27 protein-coding genes are annotated in these 22,651 nt (G+C 67.5%); 2 read left to right on the top strand and 25 right to left on the bottom strand.

Translation table 11 applies throughout. The features are described 5' to 3' along the window. Positions 1-178 precede the first annotated feature (178 nt). The 24 genes from ACTWP5_RS18890 to ACTWP5_RS18775 form a co-directional block, all read right to left on the bottom strand. Positions 179-511 (bottom strand): histone-like nucleoid-structuring protein Lsr2, encoded by a 333-nt coding sequence (locus ACTWP5_RS18890; protein WP_443222181.1) that lies wholly within the window; start codon positions 509-511, stop codon positions 179-181. A gap of 356 nt (positions 512-867) precedes the next feature. After that, positions 868-2,226 carry a DUF3987 domain-containing protein gene (locus ACTWP5_RS18885; protein ID WP_443222180.1) on the bottom strand — a complete coding sequence of 453 codons (1,359 nt, stop codon included), beginning with the start codon at positions 2,224-2,226 and terminating at the stop codon, positions 868-870. Further along, complete coding sequence (locus ACTWP5_RS18880; protein WP_443222179.1) at positions 2,223-2,366, bottom strand: hypothetical protein; 144 nt, start codon at positions 2,364-2,366, stop codon at positions 2,223-2,225. The genes ACTWP5_RS18885 and ACTWP5_RS18880 overlap by 4 nt, the downstream gene beginning before the upstream one ends. 264 nt (positions 2,367-2,630) lie before the next feature. Next, positions 2,631-2,882 carry a hypothetical protein gene (locus ACTWP5_RS18875; RefSeq protein ID WP_443222178.1) on the bottom strand — a complete coding sequence of 84 codons (252 nt, stop codon included), beginning with the start codon at positions 2,880-2,882 and terminating at the stop codon, positions 2,631-2,633. Further along, positions 2,879-3,205: a hypothetical protein gene (locus tag ACTWP5_RS18870; protein WP_443222177.1), complete on the bottom strand. Its 327-nt coding sequence runs from the start codon at positions 3,203-3,205 to the stop codon at positions 2,879-2,881. Before ACTWP5_RS18870 ends, ACTWP5_RS18875 begins: the two co-directional genes overlap by 4 nt. A 43-nt stretch (positions 3,206-3,248) precedes the next feature. Further along, on the bottom strand, positions 3,249-3,479 hold the full coding sequence (locus tag ACTWP5_RS18865) for a hypothetical protein (protein ID WP_443222176.1): 231 nt from the start codon (positions 3,477-3,479) through the stop codon (positions 3,249-3,251). Further along, complete coding sequence (locus ACTWP5_RS18860) at positions 3,469-4,071, bottom strand: Lsr2 family DNA-binding protein (protein ID WP_443222175.1); 603 nt, start codon at positions 4,069-4,071, stop codon at positions 3,469-3,471. The genes ACTWP5_RS18865 and ACTWP5_RS18860 overlap by 11 nt, the downstream gene beginning before the upstream one ends. A 296-nt stretch (positions 4,072-4,367) precedes the next feature. Beyond that, positions 4,368-5,213: a hypothetical protein gene (locus tag ACTWP5_RS18855; protein ID WP_443222174.1), complete on the bottom strand. Its 846-nt coding sequence runs from the start codon at positions 5,211-5,213 to the stop codon at positions 4,368-4,370. Positions 5,214-5,600: 387 nt separating this feature from the next. Further along, positions 5,601-6,107: a hypothetical protein gene (locus ACTWP5_RS18850; RefSeq protein WP_443222173.1), complete on the bottom strand. Its 507-nt coding sequence runs from the start codon at positions 6,105-6,107 to the stop codon at positions 5,601-5,603. Next, positions 6,100-6,345, bottom strand: coding sequence for a hypothetical protein (locus tag ACTWP5_RS18845; protein WP_443222172.1), 246 nt, complete (start codon positions 6,343-6,345; stop codon positions 6,100-6,102). The genes ACTWP5_RS18850 and ACTWP5_RS18845 overlap by 8 nt, the downstream gene beginning before the upstream one ends. Before the next feature lie 128 nt (positions 6,346-6,473). Beyond that, positions 6,474-7,205, bottom strand: a complete 732-nt coding sequence (locus tag ACTWP5_RS18840; protein ID WP_443222171.1) for a DUF317 domain-containing protein — start codon at positions 7,203-7,205, stop codon at positions 6,474-6,476. Positions 7,206-7,449: 244 nt separating this feature from the next. Continuing rightward, positions 7,450-8,514, bottom strand: coding sequence for a DUF4007 family protein (locus ACTWP5_RS18835; protein ID WP_443222170.1), 1,065 nt, complete (start codon positions 8,512-8,514; stop codon positions 7,450-7,452). Beyond that, entirely contained in the window at positions 8,511-8,840 is a 330-nt protein-coding gene (locus tag ACTWP5_RS18830; RefSeq protein WP_443222169.1) for a hypothetical protein, read from the bottom strand. The genes ACTWP5_RS18835 and ACTWP5_RS18830 overlap by 4 nt, the downstream gene beginning before the upstream one ends. Next, positions 8,837-9,325 carry a hypothetical protein gene (locus tag ACTWP5_RS18825; protein ID WP_443222168.1) on the bottom strand — a complete coding sequence of 163 codons (489 nt, stop codon included), beginning with the start codon at positions 9,323-9,325 and terminating at the stop codon, positions 8,837-8,839. The genes ACTWP5_RS18830 and ACTWP5_RS18825 overlap by 4 nt, the downstream gene beginning before the upstream one ends. A 321-nt stretch (positions 9,326-9,646) precedes the next feature. Next, a complete protein-coding gene (locus tag ACTWP5_RS18820) occupies positions 9,647-9,931 on the bottom strand; it encodes a hypothetical protein (protein ID WP_443222167.1) in 285 nt (94 codons plus the stop codon). Positions 9,932-10,023: 92 nt separating this feature from the next. Next, positions 10,024-10,704, bottom strand: coding sequence for a hypothetical protein (locus tag ACTWP5_RS18815; protein ID WP_443222166.1), 681 nt, complete (start codon positions 10,702-10,704; stop codon positions 10,024-10,026). A 110-nt stretch (positions 10,705-10,814) separates the two neighbouring features. After that, a complete protein-coding gene (locus ACTWP5_RS18810) occupies positions 10,815-11,042 on the bottom strand; it encodes a hypothetical protein (protein ID WP_443222165.1) in 228 nt (75 codons plus the stop codon). 157 nt (positions 11,043-11,199) lie between these two features. Next, a complete protein-coding gene (locus tag ACTWP5_RS18805; protein WP_443222164.1) occupies positions 11,200-11,727 on the bottom strand; it encodes a hypothetical protein in 528 nt (175 codons plus the stop codon). 164 nt (positions 11,728-11,891) lie between these two features. Continuing rightward, a complete protein-coding gene (locus ACTWP5_RS18800; RefSeq protein ID WP_443222163.1) occupies positions 11,892-12,551 on the bottom strand; it encodes a DUF7178 family protein in 660 nt (219 codons plus the stop codon). A 371-nt stretch (positions 12,552-12,922) separates the two neighbouring features. Then, the gene (locus tag ACTWP5_RS18795) at positions 12,923-13,951 is read right to left on the bottom strand and encodes a DUF932 domain-containing protein (protein WP_443222162.1); all 1,029 of its coding nucleotides are present in this window, start codon (positions 13,949-13,951) and stop codon (positions 12,923-12,925) included. Positions 13,952-14,316: 365 nt separating this feature from the next. Then, a complete protein-coding gene (locus ACTWP5_RS18790; RefSeq protein WP_443222161.1) occupies positions 14,317-14,628 on the bottom strand; it encodes a hypothetical protein in 312 nt (103 codons plus the stop codon). A 68-nt stretch (positions 14,629-14,696) separates the two neighbouring features. Continuing rightward, a complete protein-coding gene (locus tag ACTWP5_RS18785) occupies positions 14,697-14,942 on the bottom strand; it encodes a hypothetical protein (protein WP_443222160.1) in 246 nt (81 codons plus the stop codon). A 268-nt stretch (positions 14,943-15,210) separates the two neighbouring features. Next, positions 15,211-15,543, bottom strand: coding sequence for a hypothetical protein (locus tag ACTWP5_RS18780; RefSeq protein WP_443222159.1), 333 nt, complete (start codon positions 15,541-15,543; stop codon positions 15,211-15,213). 796 nt (positions 15,544-16,339) lie between these two features. Continuing rightward, entirely contained in the window at positions 16,340-17,152 is an 813-nt protein-coding gene (locus ACTWP5_RS18775; protein ID WP_443222158.1) for a hypothetical protein, read from the bottom strand. A 969-nt stretch (positions 17,153-18,121) separates the two neighbouring features. Here ACTWP5_RS18775 and ACTWP5_RS18770 point away from each other — a divergent pair. Both ACTWP5_RS18770 and ACTWP5_RS18765 read left to right on the top strand, forming a co-directional pair. Next, positions 18,122-20,101: a PrsW family glutamic-type intramembrane protease gene (locus tag ACTWP5_RS18770; RefSeq protein WP_443222157.1), complete on the top strand. Its 1,980-nt coding sequence runs from the start codon at positions 18,122-18,124 to the stop codon at positions 20,099-20,101. After that, positions 20,101-20,484, top strand: a complete 384-nt coding sequence (locus ACTWP5_RS18765; protein ID WP_443222156.1) for a hypothetical protein — start codon at positions 20,101-20,103, stop codon at positions 20,482-20,484. The genes ACTWP5_RS18770 and ACTWP5_RS18765 overlap by 1 nt, the downstream gene beginning before the upstream one ends. Positions 20,485-20,628: 144 nt before the next feature. Here the strand turns inward: ACTWP5_RS18765 and ACTWP5_RS18760 are convergent. Continuing rightward, the coding region (locus tag ACTWP5_RS18760) for an AfsR/SARP family transcriptional regulator (RefSeq protein WP_443222155.1) at positions 20,629-22,651 on the bottom strand (2,023 nt) is incomplete at its 5' end.

The following is a 22,651-nucleotide window of genomic DNA, read 5'->3' as shown; positions in this document are numbered from 1 at the left end:
GGTTTTCGACAAGTCGGTGGGACGAGGCCCCGACAAGACGACGCGACACGGGATCATCCGCCCAGGTCAGACGAACGCCGACCGGCAAATCAAACGAAAATTTACAATCTATGTAGTGTAGAGAGGGGTTTCGCTGCTCGCGCGAGGGCCGGCATTCGCGGAGTTCCGCTGCTTCAGCTCAGTGGGCCTTCTCGTAGGCTTCCCGCACGTTGGCGGGTACCCGGCCGCGCTCGTTGATCTCGTAGCCCTCCTCCTTGGCCCACTGGCGGATGGCAGCCGTGTCCTGGGTCGGTGCGGGTGACTTGGCGCCTGTCCCGGCGCGCTTGGTCCGGGGCAGCTTCCGGCCGCTGTCCCTGAAGGGCTGAAGTGCTTCCAGCAGCTTGTCAAAGCTGTCCGGAGAGAGGTCGATCTCGTAGCTCACCCCGTCGAGGCTGAACGTGTGGGTAGTGACCTCACTCGACTCTTCCTGGGTGAGGTCATCGGTGTAGATAGTGACAACTTTCTTCGCCATGATGGGGAGTATAGGGCCGTTGGAGTGGTGCGGTGACCCTTCCGCATTGCGTCGCAGCCCGTTGGACAATGCTGCGAACGTCGGTATCTCCTCCTTCGGGAGACCTCCGGAGGAAGGTGATGTCCAGACGGACGGGGTCGGCGGATCGGCCCGCGCTGGAGGTAGTCAGAGGACGAGCAGCAGACGGCTCCCGGGCGTAGGAGGTCGGGGCCAGGCGTCCCTCGTGAGCTGTGCCGCGCTCCCAGTGCTCTTGGCATCGTGGGTAGGACCTTCCCCCGTCGACTGTGCGCCGCGCGGTGCTGTCAACGGCTCGACACACTCGCGTAAGGCGTTGACACGCTCACACTTCTCCCTCCTCAGCCTTCGGCTGGAAGTCGGAGATCGAACGTCGTTGTCGTCGGAGATGTCGGAACGACCCGCAGCGACGGAGGCTCCTTCTGTCCGGCCGTGACGGTCGTCGCGGCGTTGGAGGTCTCGGGGTGTGTGTGGTGTTCGCCGGGTGGCTGCTGGTCGGGGCGGACCAGGCGGTAGACGGTGGGCTTGGCGCCCCGGCCTGTCGCCGTGGTGTCCTTGAACACCTCGACGTCGTCCATCCGATCGACGGTTTCCTTCAGCGAGCCGGCGGTCACGCGGGTCCCCAGGGCCCGGAGCATGATGGTCGACGTGGCCTGGCCGGCGTGGCGGTGCAGCGTCTCCCGGATCAGGTCAGGGAGGCTCTTGACGACCCGGGAAGAGCCGCCCGTGGCTGCCTCCGTCACCAGCTTCTCCACGGATGCCATGCTGTACTGCACGAACGTCCACGCGGCCTCGACGGCGGTCTTCCCGATCCGCGTCTTCTGCTCCGCTGCGGTCAGCACCGCCGCCACTCGGGCTACTTGTTCCGCGGAACGCTCCATGTAGCAGGACAGGTGCTCCGGCATGGCGATCATGCGGTCCTCAATCTCCGCGCGCAGCTCGTCGAAGCGCTGCCCGGCCTGAGCGGTGAAGCCGATCACCCGCTTGCGGCTGGTGGCCCACTGATACGCCTCCGTCAGCGCCCGCGTCTCGCTGATCGTCGGCCGGTGGTTGTAGGGCAGCATCTTGCTGCCCTCGACCAGCACCGGCAGCACACGATTGAACGTGCCGCCCAACGCCTCGGAAGCCGTCACGTAGGTGGCCCACTCGCCCGGGGTGATGTGGGCGTGGAACCCCAGCAGCGGGCGCTGGACGATCTGGGAGCCGTTGTTCTTGACCTTGGTGGTGTTACTGATCGACCCGCCGTCCCACGCGGCGCGCAGCTGCTGGCTGAAGGTCGGGCAGCGGCGGCTGCGCTTGAGCACCGACGCCCACTCCTCCTCGATCACCAGCGCCCGGCCGTCGACTCCGCTCTCGCTCCCGGCTGTCTCCAGCTCCAGCTCCCACAGGTGGTTGACCAGGCTCGGCCCGGAGGAGATCCCGGAGACGACCCGGGCCCCGAGGAAGGCGCCGATCGACGGGTCGAGCAGCTGCCGGGCGGTGCGTAGCGCGTAGCCCTTGCGACCGATCGCGGATCGTCCGGCCAGCACGGTCCACACGGTCACCGGCCGACCGGTGTCCATCTCGACGTGCCCGGCCAGCGCCGCGGAGTACAGCGCGAGCGTGGCGGCGTAGATGCCGATCGGGTCGGCCTCGCTGTGGGGAACCGCGGCGTCGACGGCCGAGCCGATCGGGCCGTACGTCATCGCCTCGAAGCTCATGAATTCATTCCTTTCTTGATGATGGCGGCGAGGATGGCGCGCTGTTCGCCGATGCCTCGGGACCCGTGCAGCGGGGTGTGGGCGTCCGGCCAGACCTGCCGGGCCAGTTCGGCGTAGGCGCGGCCCACGACGAGGGTCACCGTCGCGTAAGCCACCCCCAAGCCGGGCCGCCTGACAGCGACGTAATGAAAAGGAACCTTCCGGGTCCGCCACGCGCAGGCCGAAGCGCTCAATCTCCTTATCCAGGCGGACCAGCCCGTACCGGACCGACAACACGAGGAGCAACCCGCCGTTGACGGTGAGGGCTTCAGCGGCCCGGCCGGCCGTGCGGTGGTGCGGAGGCGCGTGTGCGGGAACTCGTCCCCGAATCGGGGCGTCCTTTGATTCAGGGACGAGTTCCTGGCTTATGGCTCCTGCGAAGTAAGGTGCGCCGCGTCGTTGGGCAGAGCCTCTTGTACAAGCTCGGATACCCGGCGCGCGAACTCTCGTAGGTCGGTGGGAGAACCCTCGATCGCGAATGCCGAAGCCCACGGGTTGCCGATCACCAGCGCGTAGTTGCCGCTGTCAAGGTCCAGGCCGGACTCATCCCGGTCTGACTCGGGCGAGACGATCTCCAGATCGGTGTCGGCGCCGTCTACTTCATATCGCTTACTCACGGCGCCACCCGGTTCTTGGGCGTTGCCGGGAGGCCCGAAGCGCTGTCGTCCAGCACCACGGCATCTCCGACATCGACTCGGAGCGGCACGGTGCCATCACGCCGGACGAGTCGCGCCTGGGTCGTATCCAGCTCGACGCCGTGCCGGATCGCGCCTGCACCCTGGTAAGCCACGACGGCGGCGTTCGCCGCCTTCCGCTCGGCCTGCTCGGCGACCGGGTCATAGCTGGCCGTGGTTCCGGCGTCGTGGAAGTGCGCGGCGAGGGCGGTCGTACGGGCGCGTCCGTCCGGCAGCCACGCGTTGTCGGCTGCGTGGGCGGTCATCTCTGCATGGTCTTGTGCGAACCGTTGGACACAGGTCACGAGCTCACCTGCCGGGGGTGGCTGTCGTGCTTGGTATTCGTACGTGGACTCGGATCGTGGCGAAGAACGGTGTTCTGGTCTCGGGGTCTGTCCCTTCGACGGTGACCGCGCGGCGATACATGGCGGTCTCGTCGATCCGCAGTCCGGCGACCGAGTCCTGGTCGGGGAAGCAGTCTCCGTCGAAGTGGTCGAAGATGGACGGGACCAGCAGGCGCAGGAAGTCGTCAGGCGTCACGGGTCGGCTCCTTCATGGCGGCGGCTGGGGTGTGCAGGGTTAGGCCCGACCGGTAGGGGATGACCGGGCCCTGCGGGGTCCACCGCACGCCGGTCACGTACTCGTTGCTGTAGCGGTCCGGCTGGACGCTGGCGACCGTCCCGACGCGCTCGGGCTCCCGCCCGTGCGTCACCAGGTCACCCACCGCGAACGGCGGCTCGGACATGTTCAACTCTCCCTTCTCGACTGCTTCGTCGAAGGCGGCCATCACCGCCCGCGGGACGCGCCCGCGCGCCGCGACGCGGTATCCGTTTCTCTGCGCCCATGCGCGGGCCGCCTGGACACGCCAGGACCAGGTCAACACCCGCTCCTGGACCTTCTTCTCGCGGGCGACCTCGGCCTGGTCCGCTTCTCGGCGCGCGGCCCGCACCGCGATTTCAGCCATCTGGGCTTCGTGCTGCTGCACCATGGCGTAGAGCCGGTACTCCGGCGGGGTCGGCTCCGAGTCGTCTCCGGGCTCGCGCAGACCACGGGCCACCATCACCGCCCGCACGTCGGCGGGGTCTGCTGTCGGGGCGCGGGAGCCCACCAGACGGGGGTCCGAAGGCTGCACTCCAACAACACCTCCTTCGTCTCGATGTCCCACACCTCGTACCGGCCGTCCCCGGTGTAGGTGACTGCGGCGAGCCGTGCCGGACCCGGCGTGTTCGATCGTTTCCCGCCTTTTCCCCCGAACAGCAGGGTCTTCTGCTGCTTGGCATTGACCCCGGGAATTTTCCATAGTTGCCCGTTCGTCCATTCGTCGAACGGGAGGCGGTCATCATGGTTCTTCATTTCTCCATCCTGTTTTCTTTCTCTGGTCGAGAATTCATGGGAATCATCGATACGTCAGATGAGAACTGGTGCGCGTCAGGCGGGTGACGGGGTCACCGCCGCGCCTTGGACGTCGACGTGCAACGGCACGGTGCCGTCAGGGAGGAGGATCTGGGTGTCAGCCGTGTCCAGGTCGACGGACACGTGCACGGCGCCCGTTGCGGGGTTGAGATAGGCGAACACCATCACCCCAGCGACCTCGATGCAGGGCAGGTCCTCGTTTCCGGTCTGTGGGTGGAACACCGCGTTGTGGTTCGCCTCAGCACATTGCTCCGGAGTGAGGAACCCAGTTGTCGGACAGGATGACGCGCGTGACGGGCCGGACGGGATCTCCTGTTCGAACAAGTCGTATCCCTCGTCCGGCAGCCGGTCGCGGTCGGGGCCGTAGTAGAGGCGAACGGCTTCGCGGGCGTCGGAGAGTGGATCGTCGGGGACGCCGTCGCGACCCGCGACGGTGTCCCATGCCAGGTCGACGTAGCCGGCGAGGTCGACGTACGCGGCGTTCTCGTCCGCGTGAAGCGTCACCACATCGTCGTGGCGATCGAAGCGGCGCAACACCCACACCGTGTCCCGGCGGCCCGGCTGGACATGGGGCGCCCACCCGGCGGGGAGCGACTGGCCAGCATGCTCAGCGTCGTTTTCGCTCGCACGGCCGAGTGCACCCTGCTTCCCACCGGAGCGATGGGCAGCCTCCGCGTTCTCTGCCAGGACCTCTCGCCAGATATCGCCGTCCGGCCAGTGTCCGACCGACACGCCGCCCTGTTCGTTCAAGGACAGACCCACCACGGGAGTGGCGTCCTCCCGCTCGACGACCACCTGCTCGTTCTCGTCGACGTCGATTTCGCAGAGAACCTTTCCACACGAGATCAGTCTGAATATCACTGCTGCCTCCTCATGGTCGACATGATTCGATAACGGCCTTCTCGACCGGCACACCAAAGGGGTGGTTGGCCGTGCTGCGGGATGTGATGGCGTGGCGGTGAGGTCGCCCACGGACGAGGTCAACACGGAGGTCGATCAGCCTTCGGCCTGCCCGTGGTGGCGGGACAATCGGCGCGGTGGCAAAGTGTCCAAGCCCGCGCTGCCGCGCGACCGATGCCGTCGTCGGGCGGTGATCAGAGGCGGGGTCCGACGATGCCGCTCAACGCGCGGCGTTGCCATCGGCGCAGCGCAGACGCGCCCCCTGGCGACGATCGTTGGACGGCCCCGTTGCCCGACGCGGAGCATCCCGCACACGCGATCGTTGCGGTGGGGTGGGAGCCTGAGGTCTCAGACGGCGGGTGGGGGGTGGTCCTCGTCGTGCTGCGTCAGGGCGCGAAGCAGGGTCGCGCCCGGTGCTCGTGGGCCCGGAGTGACGGCGACGGTGAAGACTTCGGGGTCGTCGAAGACGGGTTCGCCGCTCGGGCGTCGGGTGTAGGGCACGATGCCGTAGTCCACGCCCTCGGTGACGTCGCAGGCGGTCCAGGTGATGGCTTCCTGCTCGCCCGCGCGCAGCGGGTGGTTGGACACGGCCCGTGCGGAGATACCCTCCGGTGTCTCCAACCAGACCTGGGGTACCGCGAAGACCCACCGTCGGGCGTTGAGGGTGCGGGCGTGATCGGCCACGCGGTTCTCGAACGCGGTGGCGGTCCGCTCGTCGCGCAGGTAGTCGTAGTCGGAGAGGGTCAGCGTCCGCTCGCCGGCCAGGGTGACGATGGCGGGGCAGTCGCGGGCCCGGATGGCCTGCTCCAGCCGGGCGACGACGGCGTCGAGCAGGTCGAGCGTCGCCTCATTCACCGGCCGTGTCGCCTCCGGAGCGGATGTCCTGCCGCTTGTAGTCGTGGTAGGCGCCCATGATCTCCACGGAGAGGCGGTCCCCCAGATGCGACAGATACAGCAGGGTGCGTGTGATCTCCGCGCGCTGCTGGCGTGCTGCCCTGGTCGGCGCGTCGTCCGGCTCGGACCCGTTGAGCTTGTTCAGTTCGGCGAGCAGGTGCTCGGCGACTTCCACGGCCTGGTCCAGGTTGATCCTCACCGCACGCCTCCTTAATCCCCGGAGGGCAGTCTGCCGCATCCACGGCGGTAAACCGACCCAGGCGGACCGCTGCGCGACGGGTGCGCCGCCCACGGTCGGACGTGCGTGACAACGCGCCGTGGCTGCGGTCAGGTGAGGTGGAGGTAGGGGCGGGTGGTGTCATCGAGGTCACGGTCGCGGCGGGGCAGGGGCGTGGGGTCCGCCAGCGCGCCGCAGAACGCCGCGAGCAGGGCGCGAGGGACATCGGCGGTGAACTCGGCCCGCCACAGGACGGGTTCGTCCACGTCCACGGCGACCGCCGCGCGCCAGGCGACCAGGTGGGAGCGTTGCCAGTCCTCCACGAACTCGGGTATGGCACGGCGCAGGAGGGTGGCCTGCCCGCCGGGGGCGGTGTAGCGCACGCCCCGGTGCGTGGAACGGGACCGCCAGCCAGCCTCGATGAGCACCGCCGCGGCCTGCTGGTCGCCCGCCGCCGGCTGGCGCTCGGTGTCCTCGTGGTCCTCGTCGGCCTCGGGCAGCGTCAGAGCCGTCGTCGCGGCGGCGATCAGTTCCACCGGGCAGCGGATCGTGAAGGTGGCATGCCACCTGGCGGGGCCCGCGGTGGCATCACGTCCCCACACGTGCCACAGCCGGTGCAGCTCGTCCGAATGCGGAGGGGTCTCCAGGTGTTCCTCCGGCAGGTAGGCAACGCAGCGGTCCTGCTCCGGTGAGAGGTAGCGGAGGGTGTCGCGATGGTCGGTGAACGACCACCAGCCGCCGAGTTCCAACGGCTCGGTCACCGAGCGCAGATTGCTCCCGGGTCCGGCCAGATACCGTGGCACGACGTCGCGGTAGCCGGCCCCTCCCTCCGGGAATGTCATCGCAGATACGGGCATAACATGCTCTCCTCACGTGATAGGGATCAAAGGACCGCACCACCCGATCGACAAGACATCTCGGGATCGACAAGGCGCCTCCGGGCGGCGCCCGCCCCGGAGCCCCGGCGCGCCGGCGACCAGTGGTCTCGGAACGGTCCGGCTGTGTGCGCGTGCGTGCCCCTTCCGGGTGAAGCCACGTGGACTGGGGGCTCGCCGCTCGCCGCCTCGACGCGGCTCGCGGGTCGTTTCAGCGGTCGCTGTCCGGGCCGTTCGGGACGCGGTAGTGGGCGGTCAGCAGGCGATCGGCGACGGTGGCTGGCGCGGCGGCGAAGCACACGGCGTCCTCGCCGGCCGGTGAGGTGGTGATGTCGATGCCGCGCCCGGCCGGGGTCTGTGCGGTGGCTGCCACGGCGGCGCGCAGCGCCCGGTCGTCCGCCAGCAGCAGCCGGCCGGGGCTTCGGGGCTCGGTGCGCAGCCGGGCCAGCGCGATGCTTCCGGGCCCCAGGAATCCGCAGTCGTGGGCGTAGCGCAGGCAGGCGTAGGTCAGGACCACCCGGGGAGCCGTCGCGCCCCGGAACCGGTGCACCAGCAGCTCGCTTCCCCTGCTGCTGCCGCGTCCTGCCGTGGTGCCGGGCCGCGCACCGTCAGCCCGGGAGGGCGCGGACAGGAGCCCGAGCTGGCGGAACGGGTTGCTCACGAACTCTTCCACCTCACCTCCGGACGGCCGCTCCCGCTGGTGCGGCGTGGTGGCGTACATGGCAGTCAGCGCGGTGATGTCGCGGGAGACGCGGCGGTCAGCGGGGCGGGGCCAACCCGTGGTAATGGCGGCGTTCTGGACGGCGGTGCGCAGCTCGCTGTGCGTGAAGCGCGAGCTCGGCCAGTGCCCGAACAGGAAGCGGAAGGTGGGCACGCGGCACGGCCGCGCGCTCAGCAGCCACCAGTGGAGCAACCACAGCGTGGCGGGGTCCTCCAGGTAGGGGTCGGCGCCTTCGTCTTCGTTCAGCAGCCAGGTTCCCCGCCGGGTGGGGCGGGCCAGCGTGTGCCGGCCGACGCGCTCGTCCTCGTCGATCAGGCCGAAGGCTCGGGACCAGAACCGCAGGGCGGGCACCATGGACGATCCCACGCCCAGCGTCACAGGAGCATCGCGGCGCGAGAAGGCCAGCGGATCCTCGCGCAGCGCGGCGTGGGCCTTCGCCAGCCATCCGTGGCGCGGCGGGTATCCGTTGTGCCGCGCGAACGCCGGGAGACAGCCGGCCAACGGCGCGGTCGCGTCCGGCTTCGCCTCGGCCTCGGGATCGTGGGGGCGGCTCACGTGCCGCGTCCCGTCCGGCGTGCCGGGTCGTCGTTCTCGTAGCGGATCATGGCGTCTACATACGACTGGTAGCGCTCGGCGTCGGGCCACGTCCTATCGAATCTGGCCCAGGTGCCGTCGTTCCTCCGGTACACCGCGTCCTTGGGTGCGTCGTCGGCGCGGGCTTCGTCGCACCTGTCCTTGATGTAGGAGGCGTAGGAGCCCATCGCCGCGCTCCAGGCGACGATGTACCGGTAGCCATGATGGTCGCGCGGATTCGGCACGTGGCTGATAGTTCCACCATAGGGGCCTCGAAAAGGCTCCCTGGGTTTTGATCGGTCCGTCATGTGCGCTCCTTCTGATACAGCTTCGTATTCAGCCACGCGTCATAGTCGTCAGCACTTTGTCCATGAATGCGCTCGTAAGCCTCCAGGTCCAGAGATGCGGCGACGTCCTCGTCCCAGCTTTTCGAGAACAATCGTTTGTAGATTCGGAAGTAGAGGCACACTGCGCCCTCAGGGAGGGGAGATGCCGTGCTGGCCGCTGACAGGGTTGCCAGCTTCTCAGCGTCCGTCGCCACACGCGTGTCTTCCCCGAGGGCGACGCGTTGCAGAATCTCTCTGCAATGGGCGCGATAAAGGCGCTCTGGCGTCACGAGCGGCCGGTTCGGGCGAAGTAGTCGCCAGCTGTTCCAGATCGGTCCTCGACCTCTTTCGCCGTGCCGTTCCTGGGCGGACTGTATCTCCTGTTCTGCCCATTCCATGTGTTCCACAGGAATGATGTTTGCGATGTTTTGAAGTAGGCAGGCGAGGTCTGACTTGTCTCTCGTCATGTTTCACCGATTTTTGGAGAAGAGTCGAAAAGGGTGAGCCGTTCGACCGCGAGGCGTGTTCGTAGGGGCCGATCCGTCGGTGGGTCATCTGAGAGGTGGCAGACCTGCGTGGTGGTCGAGCACTGACCGGGCGGAGATCGGCGTCGTCACCCTTGAGGGAGGGAGCCCTGAGTCCAGGGCGCGAGCTTGACTTGGTGGCGTGCTGGCGGCGTTCCCGTGAGTGGTGCGGTCAGCAACAGGTCAAGGATTCGCTGTGGCTGTGAGAGTTCTACTCTCGTGCTTGCGTTTGTTGGTGCGGCTGGGGCAGAAGAAGGGTGCATGTCAACTCTGGGGATACAGGATGAGAGCGGACACGGCGGTCGCGGGTATCCCGTTCGGATAGACGGTGCGGAGTTCAGGTTGTTGCCGAAGCTGCTCAGGGATGGGATAGACGTCGCCCAGGAGTTCATCCGAGTCGTACATTCCTTCTGCTATCTCGAACAGCGGCGAGTAACGGTTCCCCTCGCTGTCGGCAGAAAGGACGACGATGGTGTCCCCCGGGACATCTCGCATCAGAGTTCGCAACTCTGCGACGGTCAGCGGAGGAACGGTCTTGGTGTCGGGCATTCTCACAGCCTCCTGTGAATACTGAGAATGGTGTGCGGCGTTGGGTGATAGCGATGCGAGCCGCCAGCAATCACCGGGGTTGGGGTAGGGGCTCAGGATTCGGAAGGGCCGGGAATACGCGTGCTCGGCATGGCGAGCAGCTGGGTGCTGGAATGGGGATCGGCCGCCACTCGGTCGGCGGCGAAGAACCGGCGTGCGGCCAGCTCGGCGCTGGACGCGTCGGGAGCGGTGACCTCATAACTGGCCAGTGCCGAGTCATAGAGGGTGAGCCACAGGTCGGAGTGGAGGGACTCGTCAGCCGGGGTGGGGAAGATTGCCAACACGACCATCCGCCAGCCGTGGTCGTCGAACGCCACTGTCCACTCCTGTGATCCCGCTGGCGGGTAGCCATGGTGCGCCATGTCCCGGAGCAGCGCGTGCAAGCGGGGGTGGTCGTCGTCGGTGTGCTCCGTCCACGGCCAGGGTTCGCGGCCCAGTCGGTACCAGTCGTTCGTGTCGGGCTCGACCCGGGCGAGGAGCTGGCCGCGCTCAGGGCTGGCCAGCGGGGCTCGGATCTCGGCGACATCCCCGTTCAGGCGAAGCGTGGGGTGGCGAGGGTTCGCGTGTCGGATGATGTCACGCGCGATCTGATCGACTGCGGTGCGGGTGAACCGCGCTTCGGGCACACCGTTGAGGCGTTCGGCGGTGATCTCGGCAGGGTAGGGGCCCAGCCTGTGCGGCTGGCAGCCCACTACCGAGGTGAACCAGTCGTCATCGGACAGGGGTCGGTTCATGGGTCGGCACCTCCTTGTGGTGGTGACGTCAGGTGAGTCGTCGCGGTGGTAGGGCAGCGTGCCAAAAAGTGGCCGGTCGAGGGCGTTGGAAGGTCAGTCTGTGTTCGTTTTCATGAGAAGTCCCACCAGCCTCGGATGTCGTCAAGCGATTCGCCGTAGCACGACTCCACGACGTCGTTCATCGTCGCTTCGGGGACGTCGAGCACAGTTAGGGCGGCGTTGATCACCAGGGCCAACAGGTCCGTGTCGCGGTCGCCGAGGTCGAATTCCATCAGGACGAGATCCGCGCCCGTGTTGACGGCCTGGGAAATCTCTTCCCGACTGTAGGTTTCACTCACTGCTTCATCTCCTCGAAGCTGATCGTTAAGGGAATGACCGGTCAGTACCTGCGCAGTTTCTGATTGGTGCCAGTCGTGGGCGCATGCGACCAACCTGAATCACATACAGTCACGCGCAACCGATTGACACAGGAAGGCATGACGCGGCCTTCGCTCGTCAGATCGGATCGACAGAAGGTGGCCCGTCCACGGTGTCTCTGCCAAAGGGAGAAAGATCCATTCGCGTGGCGAACAGATCCTCCACAACACTCCGCGCCGAGAATGAGCCGTGGCGCCATTCGAGTTCCCATCGCCCGTCGCTGCCGATTACGAACGCATCGGATGCGAGCTGATGGCAGCGCAGGAGGGTCGCTGCGACAGCGACGTCATACCGATGCCGGGCGGTCTTGCAGAAGTACCATACAAAGCGCCGCTTGTTGTACTGAGAAGCCTGCCATGCATCGTCGTCGGGCGAGGGAGGGTGAGGCCATATCGCCAGCGCTTCATAGGCATCTCTTCCCTTGCCGTTGAACCTGATTCCCTCACGCGTGACCTCCGGTGATCCCTTCCCGTCAGGGCCGGCGAGCGGAATGCCGAGGTCCATGATGTGGTTCACGATGCGCCGGGTGTCGTTGACGATCTGTGGCCAGGCTGCGCGGAAGCTGTCCGTGCGCGGCGCATAGCTGAAATAGTGTGTGTATCCCATAGATTGCTGTCTCCTTTCTCGGATTTTGATCGAAGAACAAACAAGCCGGCGCTGCCACGGATGGCCCTGGGGATGGTCCGTGGGCACCGGAACCGCACGATCTGACCGGGGGACCCGAGACGGGCTGTGAACCGGAGGCTCGTGTTGTCGCGCGTGCTGTTGCGTCACGTTGCTGACGTCGCGGTCGGGCGAGGGGGTTGAAGGGGGGAGGGCCAGGCGTGGGGGTGGGAGGAGCGTGTGCTGGTGCCAGCGATGTGGTCGGTGTGGACGACCCACGTGACGGCCTGCACCGTGCTGGGGAGTTCGCCCAGTCGCCGTGCCGCTTGGCGGTAGCAGTCAGCCAGCAGCGCGTACCGGCGCGCGTTGGAAAGCCCGCGTTCCCGGCTGCCGTAGGTGCGGCCGACGGCCACGTCGTGGGCGTGCCGGTCGATGACAACCGCCTCGTCAGTGGTCGGGTCAGCGATGCACCAGAAGAACTGTCCCGTCTTCCGCGTCATCGGAAGCACCTGAGCCGGATCGGCTCCCGCCGCGATGGCCGCAGCCTTGGTCAGCGCGTCCTTCAGATGCCCGCGCGTCAGACCGTGTCCGCAGGCCGTGCGTGCCAGCGCGAGGTTGCGCTGCCAGGAGGTGTTGGCGGACAGGGCAGCGATCACCCCGGCGCCTGCCCGCGCGTCGCCGCCCGTGAGCTCTGCGGCCAGCTGGTGGGCTGCGGGGTACCACGCGCGTCCGCGCTGTTCCTGCTCGACGGTGGCCGACTGCCACACCCGCAGGATGTTGCGTACGAAGTGCCCACGCCGTCGCGCGGATACGTCAAGGGGAATCACGGCTTCATCCCTTCCAGGAACCAGTGGAAAGACGGCGAGCGCCGTGGAGTCCCGGGGGGACCGGCGGCGCCCAACCGATCAGGGCGTGAAGGGCGTGGGTGCCGTGGCGCGGGAGGCACGCGATGTCGCGCGAGGCGCCGGCACACCGATGGCATGTCGACCGTGCACCGATGCGGTGCCGCGTTGACGTGAGCTGGGACGGTGGGGCGCAACGATGCAGGCGCCCGGGGGGCGGCGCTCGGTACCGCAGCGCGTCATGCCGCCGGGGCGGCGCGTCCAGCCCTTCCCCGCCCGCGCAGGCCCGGTGAAGGCCGGCGCGGGCCGGGCTTTGCGGCATGCCCCTGTCCCGGGCGGGCCTGCCCGGGGTGGGCTCAGGCGGCGCGGACCAGGTCAGGGCGGTCCAGAACGGTCATGAGGGTGGTAAGGGTGGCGCGGTCGAGGTCATCGATGGCGCCGGTCACGGCGCGTAGCCCGTTGCGCTCGGGGCGGGTGGAGCCGCGCACGGACTGCTCATGGTGCGTCCACGTGTTCACGGCCTGGAGCACGCCGAACGCGGTGCCCTGCCACGGGGCGACGCGTTCGTCACGCGTCCACAGCCGGCTGAGAGTTTCCCGCTTGTTAGCTGCCAGCGTGCGCCCACGCCCCGGCGCCTCGGGGAGCGCGGCGTGTGCGTCGAGGAACTGCTGCCACTGGCGGTCGGTCACTGTGACCCGGCACAGCCGGGCCACCTCGTCGGAGAAGGAGTCGGCAACCTGGTAGACGAGGTTGAGAGCGTCGCGGGCCCGCATTACCTTCAGTGCCGAGCGGCGTGAGTGCTTGACCTTGATGGTCTGGCCTGCCTCACCGAGCGCGGCCGACATGGTGTTGTCGCACACCACGTTGGTGATGGCCCGCTTGTAGGTGGTGGCCAGCGAGCCGTCAAAGCTCGTCGCGGCCAGCAGGTGCGGGCGGAAGGTGACTCCCTCGGGGGTGACGACGTTCTCTGGCACCTCCACGCTCACCCAGGCGACCGCTCCGCCGCGCAGCAGCCCGGCGGAACCGATCGAAAGCTCGCCGTCGAGCAGCATGGCGACCTTGTCCAACAGCCACTCCGCGTACGGGTGGGGTTCGTAGCCGGTGCCGAAGTACCCCAGTACCCGGCCGGTGTCGCTGCGGCAGAAGGCCACCTTCTCCTCGTCCCGTTCGGGCTGGCCGGTGCGCGGGTTGGTCACGTAGACGTCGCTGGGCACCGCCTCCCAGTGGAACAGTCGGTGGTGGACGCTCTCGACCGGGATCGGCCCGACGTAGTGGTTGGGCTCGCTGCCTTGCAGGCCACGGTGGTAGTGCCAGGCCGTTCCCCGCTTCTCGGTGAATCCGATCAACGTGTTCTGATTCAGCCATTCCAACGTTTCCCTGGACATGCCGAATCCCCCTTCTCAGGAGTGATGGAAAATGGTGTTCATGAGGCAGGAACTCTACGAGCCGCGACGGCAGCCGCGTATAAGGGAATAGCGGAGCCGCTGGGGCATTGGATTGTCCCTTCGTATGAATACGGCGGCGTAGACGGCCCGATCGTCGATCCCTCGGCTAAATCTATTCCGTGACGCGCCGGACGGCGCCGGATCAGGCCGTGGGAAAAGGGGTAGTGGGGTAGCGGAGCCCGCCTCGAACGAATTGCCCGACCGCTCGGTTCGGCCTCCATGGGGGGCAGCCCTCGAACTGCGACATGACCCGTGCGCGTGGGTGCCGGGCGGTTCGGTGTGCCCGCAACGGTTGTTGTGGACGGTTAGAGCGTGAGTGCGTCGGCGAGTTCGCAGACGGTGGCCGTCGTGCTCAGGCGTACGCACCAGTAGTGGATGTCGGGGCCTTCCGGCGGACGGAAGACCCAGCCGATCTCCGGGACACGACGGAGCCAGTACGCCGCGTCACCATCCGCGATCGCGACAAGCGCGGCTTCCACGTCACCGGCCACGTCGCACCACCCGCACGGGTCACCCGTGGCGTCGAAGTGGCACTCGATACAGCGTTCGTAGAAGTCGTCCTGTACGGCCCGCAGTTCCGCGCGCAGGAACTCCACGGCGTCGTCAAGGTCACCCACGCACGCCGGAGCCGTCTGCGGCAGGCATCCGGGGATGTTGCTACCGACGTGAAGATGCATCGCTCTCATCACCCCTGCCCGACGATCTCGACGTCGTCCAACGGGCACTCCGGATTGTTGATCGCGAAACCCTGCGTGATGTCCTGGTCGTCCTCGATGATCTGGAGGGAGTAGCCGAAGGTGGACAGCACGCCGCTGGCGGCGGACTGTTCACCGAACCGCGCGATGTCGGCTGTGGCGGCGGTGCGCAGCGTGTCAGCGGCATCGTCGTAGGTGGCGTGAACGCCTATCAGGTCACCGTTCTCGCGCCACACGCGAAACTCCCGCATGGCGCCCGGGACTCGGGGCCCATCCATCATGTCCGTGACTCCGTTTCTTTACTTTCTCCCGTACGGCGTGCGACAGACCGTGGTCGCGGCGTAATCAGGCGTCGACATGGTTCTTGGATCACGCACGGTGGCGCGCGGACGCGTGCCCCCCGGTCGCCCGCTGGTGGCGTGGGACCGCATGGGCGCCCCGGCGCCGTGAGCAGAAGAAACGCCCATGCGCCACGGAATCCCGGAGGGAGACTGAAAAGCGGGCTCAGCGACCGCTGTAGGCCAGATCAGGCACGCCGTTGAGGGATTCCGGCCCCTCGAAGGTCAACGGCTCTGAAGCCATATGCTCCGCCCGTCGCAGCTCGCGGCGGATACGCTCCACCATGTCGGTCTCCACCGATTCGCTGATCTGCGGTTCCCAGGCGGCAGGTCGATCCCCGCAGCCGGCGCGGACGCACAACTGCGCCATGTGTACCGGATTTATCTCAGAGCCCACGTTCCGATAGGCAGTGTTTGGGTAGTCGTGTTCAAACCCGTTCTCTCCCCGGTACGTCGCAAGCGCCGTCCGGACCGTGGCGTGCGGCGCCTTGCTGAACACGGCCGCAAGAACATCCCGGTAGGCATGCCAGCAGGCATACGGCCCGTGTCGCCCCGACGCTGCCGTTCGCGCGCCCAGACCTCGACTGTCCGTCACGCGCAAGCGGGCCGTCACGGCGCCGCGCCCGGAGGAATGGGCATCCGCTGACACAGTCACGTTTCCCGCGTAGCTCCGGTATGAGACGACGTCCACGATCCTCCAGAAATCATTCAGGGAAACTCCGCGAATATACATGATCCTCCCTCGGTGTCGGCGGGTTCATCGCCTCCCAAGCGCAACCGCGCTGTGGTCGCTGGTCGCGCTTCTACTTGAATACGGCGACCGGGACGACCCGATCGTCGATCGCAACGCAACCTTTTTCAAGATTCTTTTTCTCCGCGCGCTTCGACACACGGAACATCGGTCACCGAACAGGCAATGCGCCCCGGGCACCACGGAAGGTCACCACGGCTCTCAGCTACATGGACGCGACAGCGCCTGATCTAACGAACGCATGTCAGAGAATCAACGAGAGTTTGACAGTGTCATCGTGTCGCCGAATCTGACCCGTCGGCGATCAACTTCCCACCTAGAATCGGAGGAGCGGCCAGCAGAACCATTGCACGGGCGCGCCAGCACGGATCGTGTGGCACGCATGCTGTTGCGGGTCTGCTGTGTGCCCTTCACCTGAATACGGCGGCGCGGGAGTCCCGATCGTCGATCGCGGTCCCCATCTCTTCAAAATTTCTTGTGCCGGGTGTTTCCGGCATGCGTGAGAGCCGAGTCGTCGTGACCCGGCTCTCACGCAGGAAAACGGTTACCGTCCGCGCGTGGACTCGTAGATCATGGCGTCACGTGCCGAGTCCAGTGCGGCACGCAATTCACGCCACTCCTCACGGGCGGCATCGCGGGTACGGCGCACCTTGTATCGGGAGTCACGCCGCCCGCCGTGGATCGCTTGCGCGGCGTGGCTGATGACCCCGGCCCGGTTGAGATCGCTCGCTTCGTTCCCAAGGCGCAGCATCACGCCGAGGGTGGGGAAGTCTGTCCCGTCCCCCCATGCGGTGCGGAAGATCGTTTCGCTCTGTCCGGCCAGGTAGGGGGTCACAGCCAATGAGGCCAGCGTGTCCGCGTGGGGCACGCCGCGCATGGTCTGTGCTCCGGGGATGGCGTCGATGGCGTCAGGCGCGACGTCGAGCCGGTACCCGTTCCGGCGGGCGGCATCCTTCACCGCCCACCTGTGCAGGGTCGTGCGGGTGATGACGATCACCCGTCCGTCGCGGCGCGTGTACTGCCACGCGGATGCCTCGCGGGTCTCCAGCCAGCATGCGGCAGCCTCACACGTGTCGATGATCTTGCCCAGCCGCTTGGCGAAGATCATCACGGCGTCCTGCGTCACGTCGTCGCTGACGTCGTCCGTGCCGTACCGCGCCCGCCCGCCCGGTGCGACCGTGGCGCTGCCGTTCATGCGCTTGCGTGACCGGGTGGAGTCAACAACACGGCAGTACCGACGTGCCAGATCCTGGAGGTCTCGGAAATCTTCGGGACGCACACGCGCCATATCTTCGGGCGCAATGTCCCAAATTTCGGTAACGTCGTCGCTTGTCGCTGTGGAAATCTGCTCTGCCATGAACGTACTCCGATACTTTCCAGACGCGCGCCCTTTGCGCTGCGCCTCAACGCCTTTCCTTTCTAGCGCATGTCCGAGCCCATGAGAACCCCGCGAGGCAGATAATTTCAAGATCTTTTCTGCGGTCGCCATCAAGATGGACGGGACGCGACGACAAAGGAAGCGCGCGCAGGGTGAACGGAGCCAGAAAAGGCATGCCGAACGACAAGGGCATTCCCGACCGGGCGGATACTAAAATAGAAATCCGGAGGCAGCGTAAAAGGAAACCGGGTCCACGCCCGCACCCACGCAGAACTATTGTTGACATACGTCTGTATGTACAGTCGGGCGTCACACGGGAAGGGGAAAAGAAGCAGCTGACCTGCGACAAGGTGCTTGTTGGGGGGTTCCCGTCTGGCGGGCACCCGGGTGGGAAGGCCGGTGGGTAGCGAGACGGGAAGCTGGAGGGGCGAGGACAAGTATCCGGGCTCGATCCTTCTTGTGGCCGGAAAACGTGGTCCTGTTCGACTCGACCGACAGGGGGTTCGGGCGAGAATTACGCCGTGCACTCAACCTCCACTCTGATTCGCCGAGATTTTGGTATCAGGGCACGCGTCTCAAAATTCGAAGCCAATGCCACGGCGGCCAGGGAGAGCGGGCGAGAGAGCCTTCGCCTTGCACCCTTTACCATCTCCTGAAGCCCCCTTTTTTCCTCTGTGGCGTGAGGTCATCAGAGAGTTCGGCCACGGGCGCCGGCCGCCTTCATCCTCCTCGAATTTCTCCCGCCCACGCGGAGATCGTGTCTCGCTCTCCCTTCTCGGTGCGCGGAGTCCACCGGGTCGCCGGGCAGGTGGCTGTCGCATGGTGCCGTGGCGACACGGGACTTCGGTCCCCCCGCCGATGCCTGCTGCCCTACGATCCGATAGGAATAGCGACTGGCGTGACACGCACAGTCACGATCGTCGGTCTCGGAAGGGGTGGGGAGGCCCGGTGGGTCTGATCATGGTGGGGGTGGCCGTCTACGGCGTGCTGCAGCTGGCGTTACTGTCCTGGCCGGTGCGTGCCTCGCGCGTCTCGACGATCCTCTTGGGGTTCGTCGTCGGCGCCTACGGGACCGGCGTGCTGGTGCTGGTCGTGACGTTGGCCTGGTGGCGGATCGGTGTCGAGGCCGGCGGGGTGCCTGAGGAGGTCTCCACCACCGTCTCCCGGCACGTGGCGCCGTTGGTTGAGGAACTGGCGAAGGTCTTACCGTTGCTGGTGGCCGGGTGGTTGGGGATGCGCCGGCAGTGGGGCGTGGCGGACTTCGTTGTGCTCGGCGCGGCGGTGGGTGCCGGCTTCGGGCTGCTGGAGACGCTGTTCAACCATCCACCGGACCCGGCGTCGTTGACGGAGATCGACGGCGGCTGGATGGGTCAGGCGCGGCTGAGTCTGACCGCGCCGTTCTACCCGTTCCCGAGCGAGGCGTTCACCTCCTGGCTGCCGTCCTCCACGGGCGTGGTCGATCTGGGTCTCGGCTTCGACGCCACGATCGGCACGGTGCGCCACGTGCCGTGGGGCATCGCTGACGGCCTGGCTGTGGGCCTGTTCTTCCGTGCCCGTGCCTGGCGCAGGAGCCTGGCTGTGGTCCCCCTGGCCGCCGCCGTCGCACACCACTGGGGCGTGAACAACCGTGGCGTCGAGGGTTTCCCCGGCTGGGCGGGGGACGTGGTCGCCGCCGCGGACGACGGGATGGTCGAGACCGCGACCTGCCTGCTGATCCTCGCGATGGTCATCGACTGGCGGCACCTGCGCTGGGGGAAGGCCACCGTCCCCGGCGTCCTCCTGGCCGGCGAGCACCGCCACCGCGTCGCCGGCCTGGCCGCCCCGGCCAACCGCTACCTCCCTCACACCACGCTGGCCGTGCTGCGCTTCGCCCGTGCCCGCCGCGCCCTCTGCTACGCCGCCGCGCGCACCCCGACCCACCGCCTGTCCGAGATCGAGCCGCTCCGCGCGGCGATCGCCGAGACCGCCGCGCTCATCGACAACGCCACCGTCCACGGCCACTGGGACACCGACCGCATCCGCTCCGCAGTCACGACCGGGCGGCGCGCCGCGCGCCGCGGCACAGCGCATTGGGTGCTGCTGGGCCTCTCGCTGCTGCTGACGCTGCCGTCCCTGCTCTACCTCGGCATCGGTAACTTCCCCTCCACCCGCGAGCTGGGCGAATGGTTCACCCGGCCGGCCGGCCTGACGCTCCTGTTCGTCACCGCCGTTGTCTCCCTCGCCCTCACGCTGGTGGTGCTGGTCTGGCTGATCCGCTCCTGGCGTTCCACGCGCGCCCAGCCGATCGGTGAGCCGACCGCCGCCCTCGGGCTCCGGCTCGCCGCCGCCGTCGGCGGGCTGCTCGCGGGCAGTTGGCTCCTGTTCATCCGCCTGACCGGCACCGCGCTCGACGAGGAGGTCCTCGACACCGAGGCCGCCTCGCTGTTCGCCGCGCTGGACGAGCTCCTGTTCGGCTTGAGCCTGGCCCTGTTCGCGGTCGGCCTGTTCGCGCTCTTCCCGCCCGCAGGCGCGGGAGCGTTGGCCCTCGTCGGTGGCGGCACCGCTGGAAGCGGTGCCGCGATCAGCGCCAACCTCGGCGGTTACGCCATCGCCGCCGGCATCCTCGGCGGCGGAACCACGATCGCCCTCAACGAAGCCAACAGCGGCAGCGGCCCGCCCCGCAGTAGCGGCTCAACGAGCCCGCGAGACGTGCACAACGCGGTCCGCAAGGGAGAACGAGACAACATCGATGAAGCAGTCGTCTGGAGAGACGGCGACATGTACATCAACAGCAACAACGGGAACATGATCAAAGTCCTCGACAAGGGAGACGGCACCTCCGATATCGTCATCAAGGACGCCTCGAACCCGAGCGGTCAACCGATCACGAGATTCAATGCACCTAACAACTACGTCCAGAGGCGAGTGGACTCGGGAGAGTGGTTCTGATGGCTGATCATATTCCTCCTCCCTCGCGAGACGACGTGGCCGCCCGCTGGAGAGCCCTCATCGACGGAAACATGACCCGCGAAGACATCCACGCCTGGGCGGCACAGTGGGTCGGCAACGTCCCCATCAGCGATCCCATGGTCGACACCGCACTTCTCTATCTGCACGGATTCGGGCTCACGGTCGGCCCAAACCCATCTCATCCGACAGACCGAACCGGCGACGACTATCTGCACTCCGACCAGGACATCGTTCTGGCATTTGAGCGCTGGCAAGCCGATTGCACGAAATACGACACCGACCCGGAACGATTCCGTCGCGAGAAGCGGGCGGCTGCCCAGGCATATCTCGAACGGGAACGACGAGAAAAGGGCACTGGCTGACATCCCACGCCGACACTCCGGGGCCACCGCAGTTCATCGCCATCGAGGCCCGGTCAAGGGCCCCGCTCTGATCAACGGAGCCGCGAGGGCCCGTCGCCAGGCGACGGGCCTTGTACAGGATCGAGAGGTGAGCTTGAGGGAGAGTTACCTCGGCGCGTTCCTCGTGTGCCTGTCGCGGGTTATCTCGAAGAATCTGAGCGTTTCGACGCTGGGGGTTTCGTCGATTTCGGCGAGGGAGGTTCTCAGGAGGGCAAGTGTTCGGGGGATGCTGTCGTGCTGACCTGTGCGGGATTGGAGTTGGGCGATGTCGCGGTAGAGGCTTTCGTTGTAGGGGTCGATGCGGCGGGCTTGTTCGAGGAAGTGGGCGGCGGTGTCGGGGTGGGATCGGAGGAGTTCGCGGATGAGGGTGCTGTGGGCGTCGAGGACGTCCCGGCGCAGTGTTTCGCGGGGGGCGTGAAGCCACTCGCCGTGGAGGTCGGTGGCGAGGTCGTCGTAGAGAGCGCCGATGCGGCGCAGTGCGGTCTTCTGCTGCTCGGTGTCGCTGGTGGCGGCGGTGGCGAGTTGGTCGTGGAGTTCCCACAGGTCGACGTGGACGTGGTCGACGTCGAGGTGGTAGGTGCCGTCGTGGTGTTGGAGAAGGTCGGCGAGTGCGTCGTCGTGGGTGGTGAGGGTGCGGCGGAGTTGGCTGACGGTGGCGTGGAAGGTGTTGCGTGGTTGGCGGGAGTCGGGCCACAGCGCGGCGCAGATGACGTCGCGGTGCGCGCCTCGGGGGTGGAGGGCGAGGAAGGCGAGCACTTCGCGCTGCCGTGGAGCCAGCCGGATCTCGGCCGTGCTGTCGGCTCCCTGGTGGTGGGTGAGGCGAACCCGGCCGAGCACCGCCAGGTCCGCCAGCCGGGAGGGGGCGGCGGCTCGCGGCGCCGGTGGAGCCTGGGGGTGAGGCTCGCCGTCGGTGTGCTTCGGCGGGGTGGACTCCGGCCTGTCGGGCGTTGCGGTGGGGTCGTCGTCCTCGGCCTCGTTCTTCTCGTCGTCGGCTGGGTTCGGGGTCGATGGTGAGGTGGGTGGGGCGGGTGCCGGGTTGCCGGTCTCAGCGATGCTGACCGCGCGGTGGGGGGCGGGTTTCGGTGGTGGGGTGGCCAGGTCTGGTTGGCGCAGGAGGTTCAGCAGGTCGCGGGCGTCCGTCTGGGGGACGGTGAACAGTCGTGCGCCTGCGGCCAGGGCCTGGGGTGTGTCGGGGCTGGTGGCGGTGATGCGGCCGTCGTCGCGGACGCGGAGCGTCGATCCTGGCTGCCAGGGGCCGAGCAGGATGCCGGTCATGCCGAGGGTGGAGCCGTTGTCGAGGATGGCCTGCAGCCGCCGGGCGGACTGCGGCTGAGGGGTGGCCAGGAGAACGAGTTCGTCCTCCGTGGAGGCGACTTCGCTGTCGGCCCTGGTGCGGGTGCGGGTGAGCAGCTGGTGCTCCATCACCTCCAGGGCGGCGTCGAGGTCGTCGACGAGGTGCAGCCGCGGTGGGTGCGGCGGGCGGGCTGCGTCGGGGCCGAGGAGTTGGGCGGCGTCGGTGGCGGGGATCAGCAGCCGGGTGGGGTCGGCGCCTGGGCGGTGGTGGTTGGCCACGATGGTGATCAGGAGGGCGCGGGCGGCGTGGTGGGCGCCGGGTCCGGTCAGGCCGAGTCCTCGGGTGCGGGCGAGGTCGACGGCGAGGGCGTGCCCGTCGCGGGTACCGGTGGCGGGTCCGTCTTCGGCGGCGGTGGCGTGGGCGAGGCGGTGGGCGTGCTCGCGCACGGCAGCCACCTCGGGCACGGAAGGCGGGGGCGTGGTGGGTGCCGGTTCCAGGGCCAGGTGTTCGGGGTCTTCTTCGGTGTCGGTGGGTGGTGCGGAGGGGTGTGCCCGGTCGTGGACGGTGGCGCGCAGGGTGCGCACGATGGGCGCGATGGCCGGTTCGTGGTGGCGAGGAGTGCCTGGGCGGTAGCGGATGCGGCGGCGGAGCTGGAGGGTGGCCCACGCGGCGGTGATCAGCGCGGCGAGGCCGAGCCCGACGTAGGCACCCGTTGGTGTGACGATCCCGGGCTCGTCGGAGGCGGCATCAGGGGCCTGGTGGGTGTGGTCGGGTGACGGCGAGGGTGAGGGCTGCTCCGGGTGGGATGGGGGCTGGGGGTGGCTGTGTTCCGGG

The organism is Streptomyces sp. 4N509B (assembly GCF_052245655.1).
GTDB lineage: Bacteria > Actinomycetota > Actinomycetes > Streptomycetales > Streptomycetaceae > Streptomyces.
The sequence above is the reverse complement of the archived record's forward strand: the minus strand, read 5'-3'. Positions and strand labels throughout refer to the sequence as shown.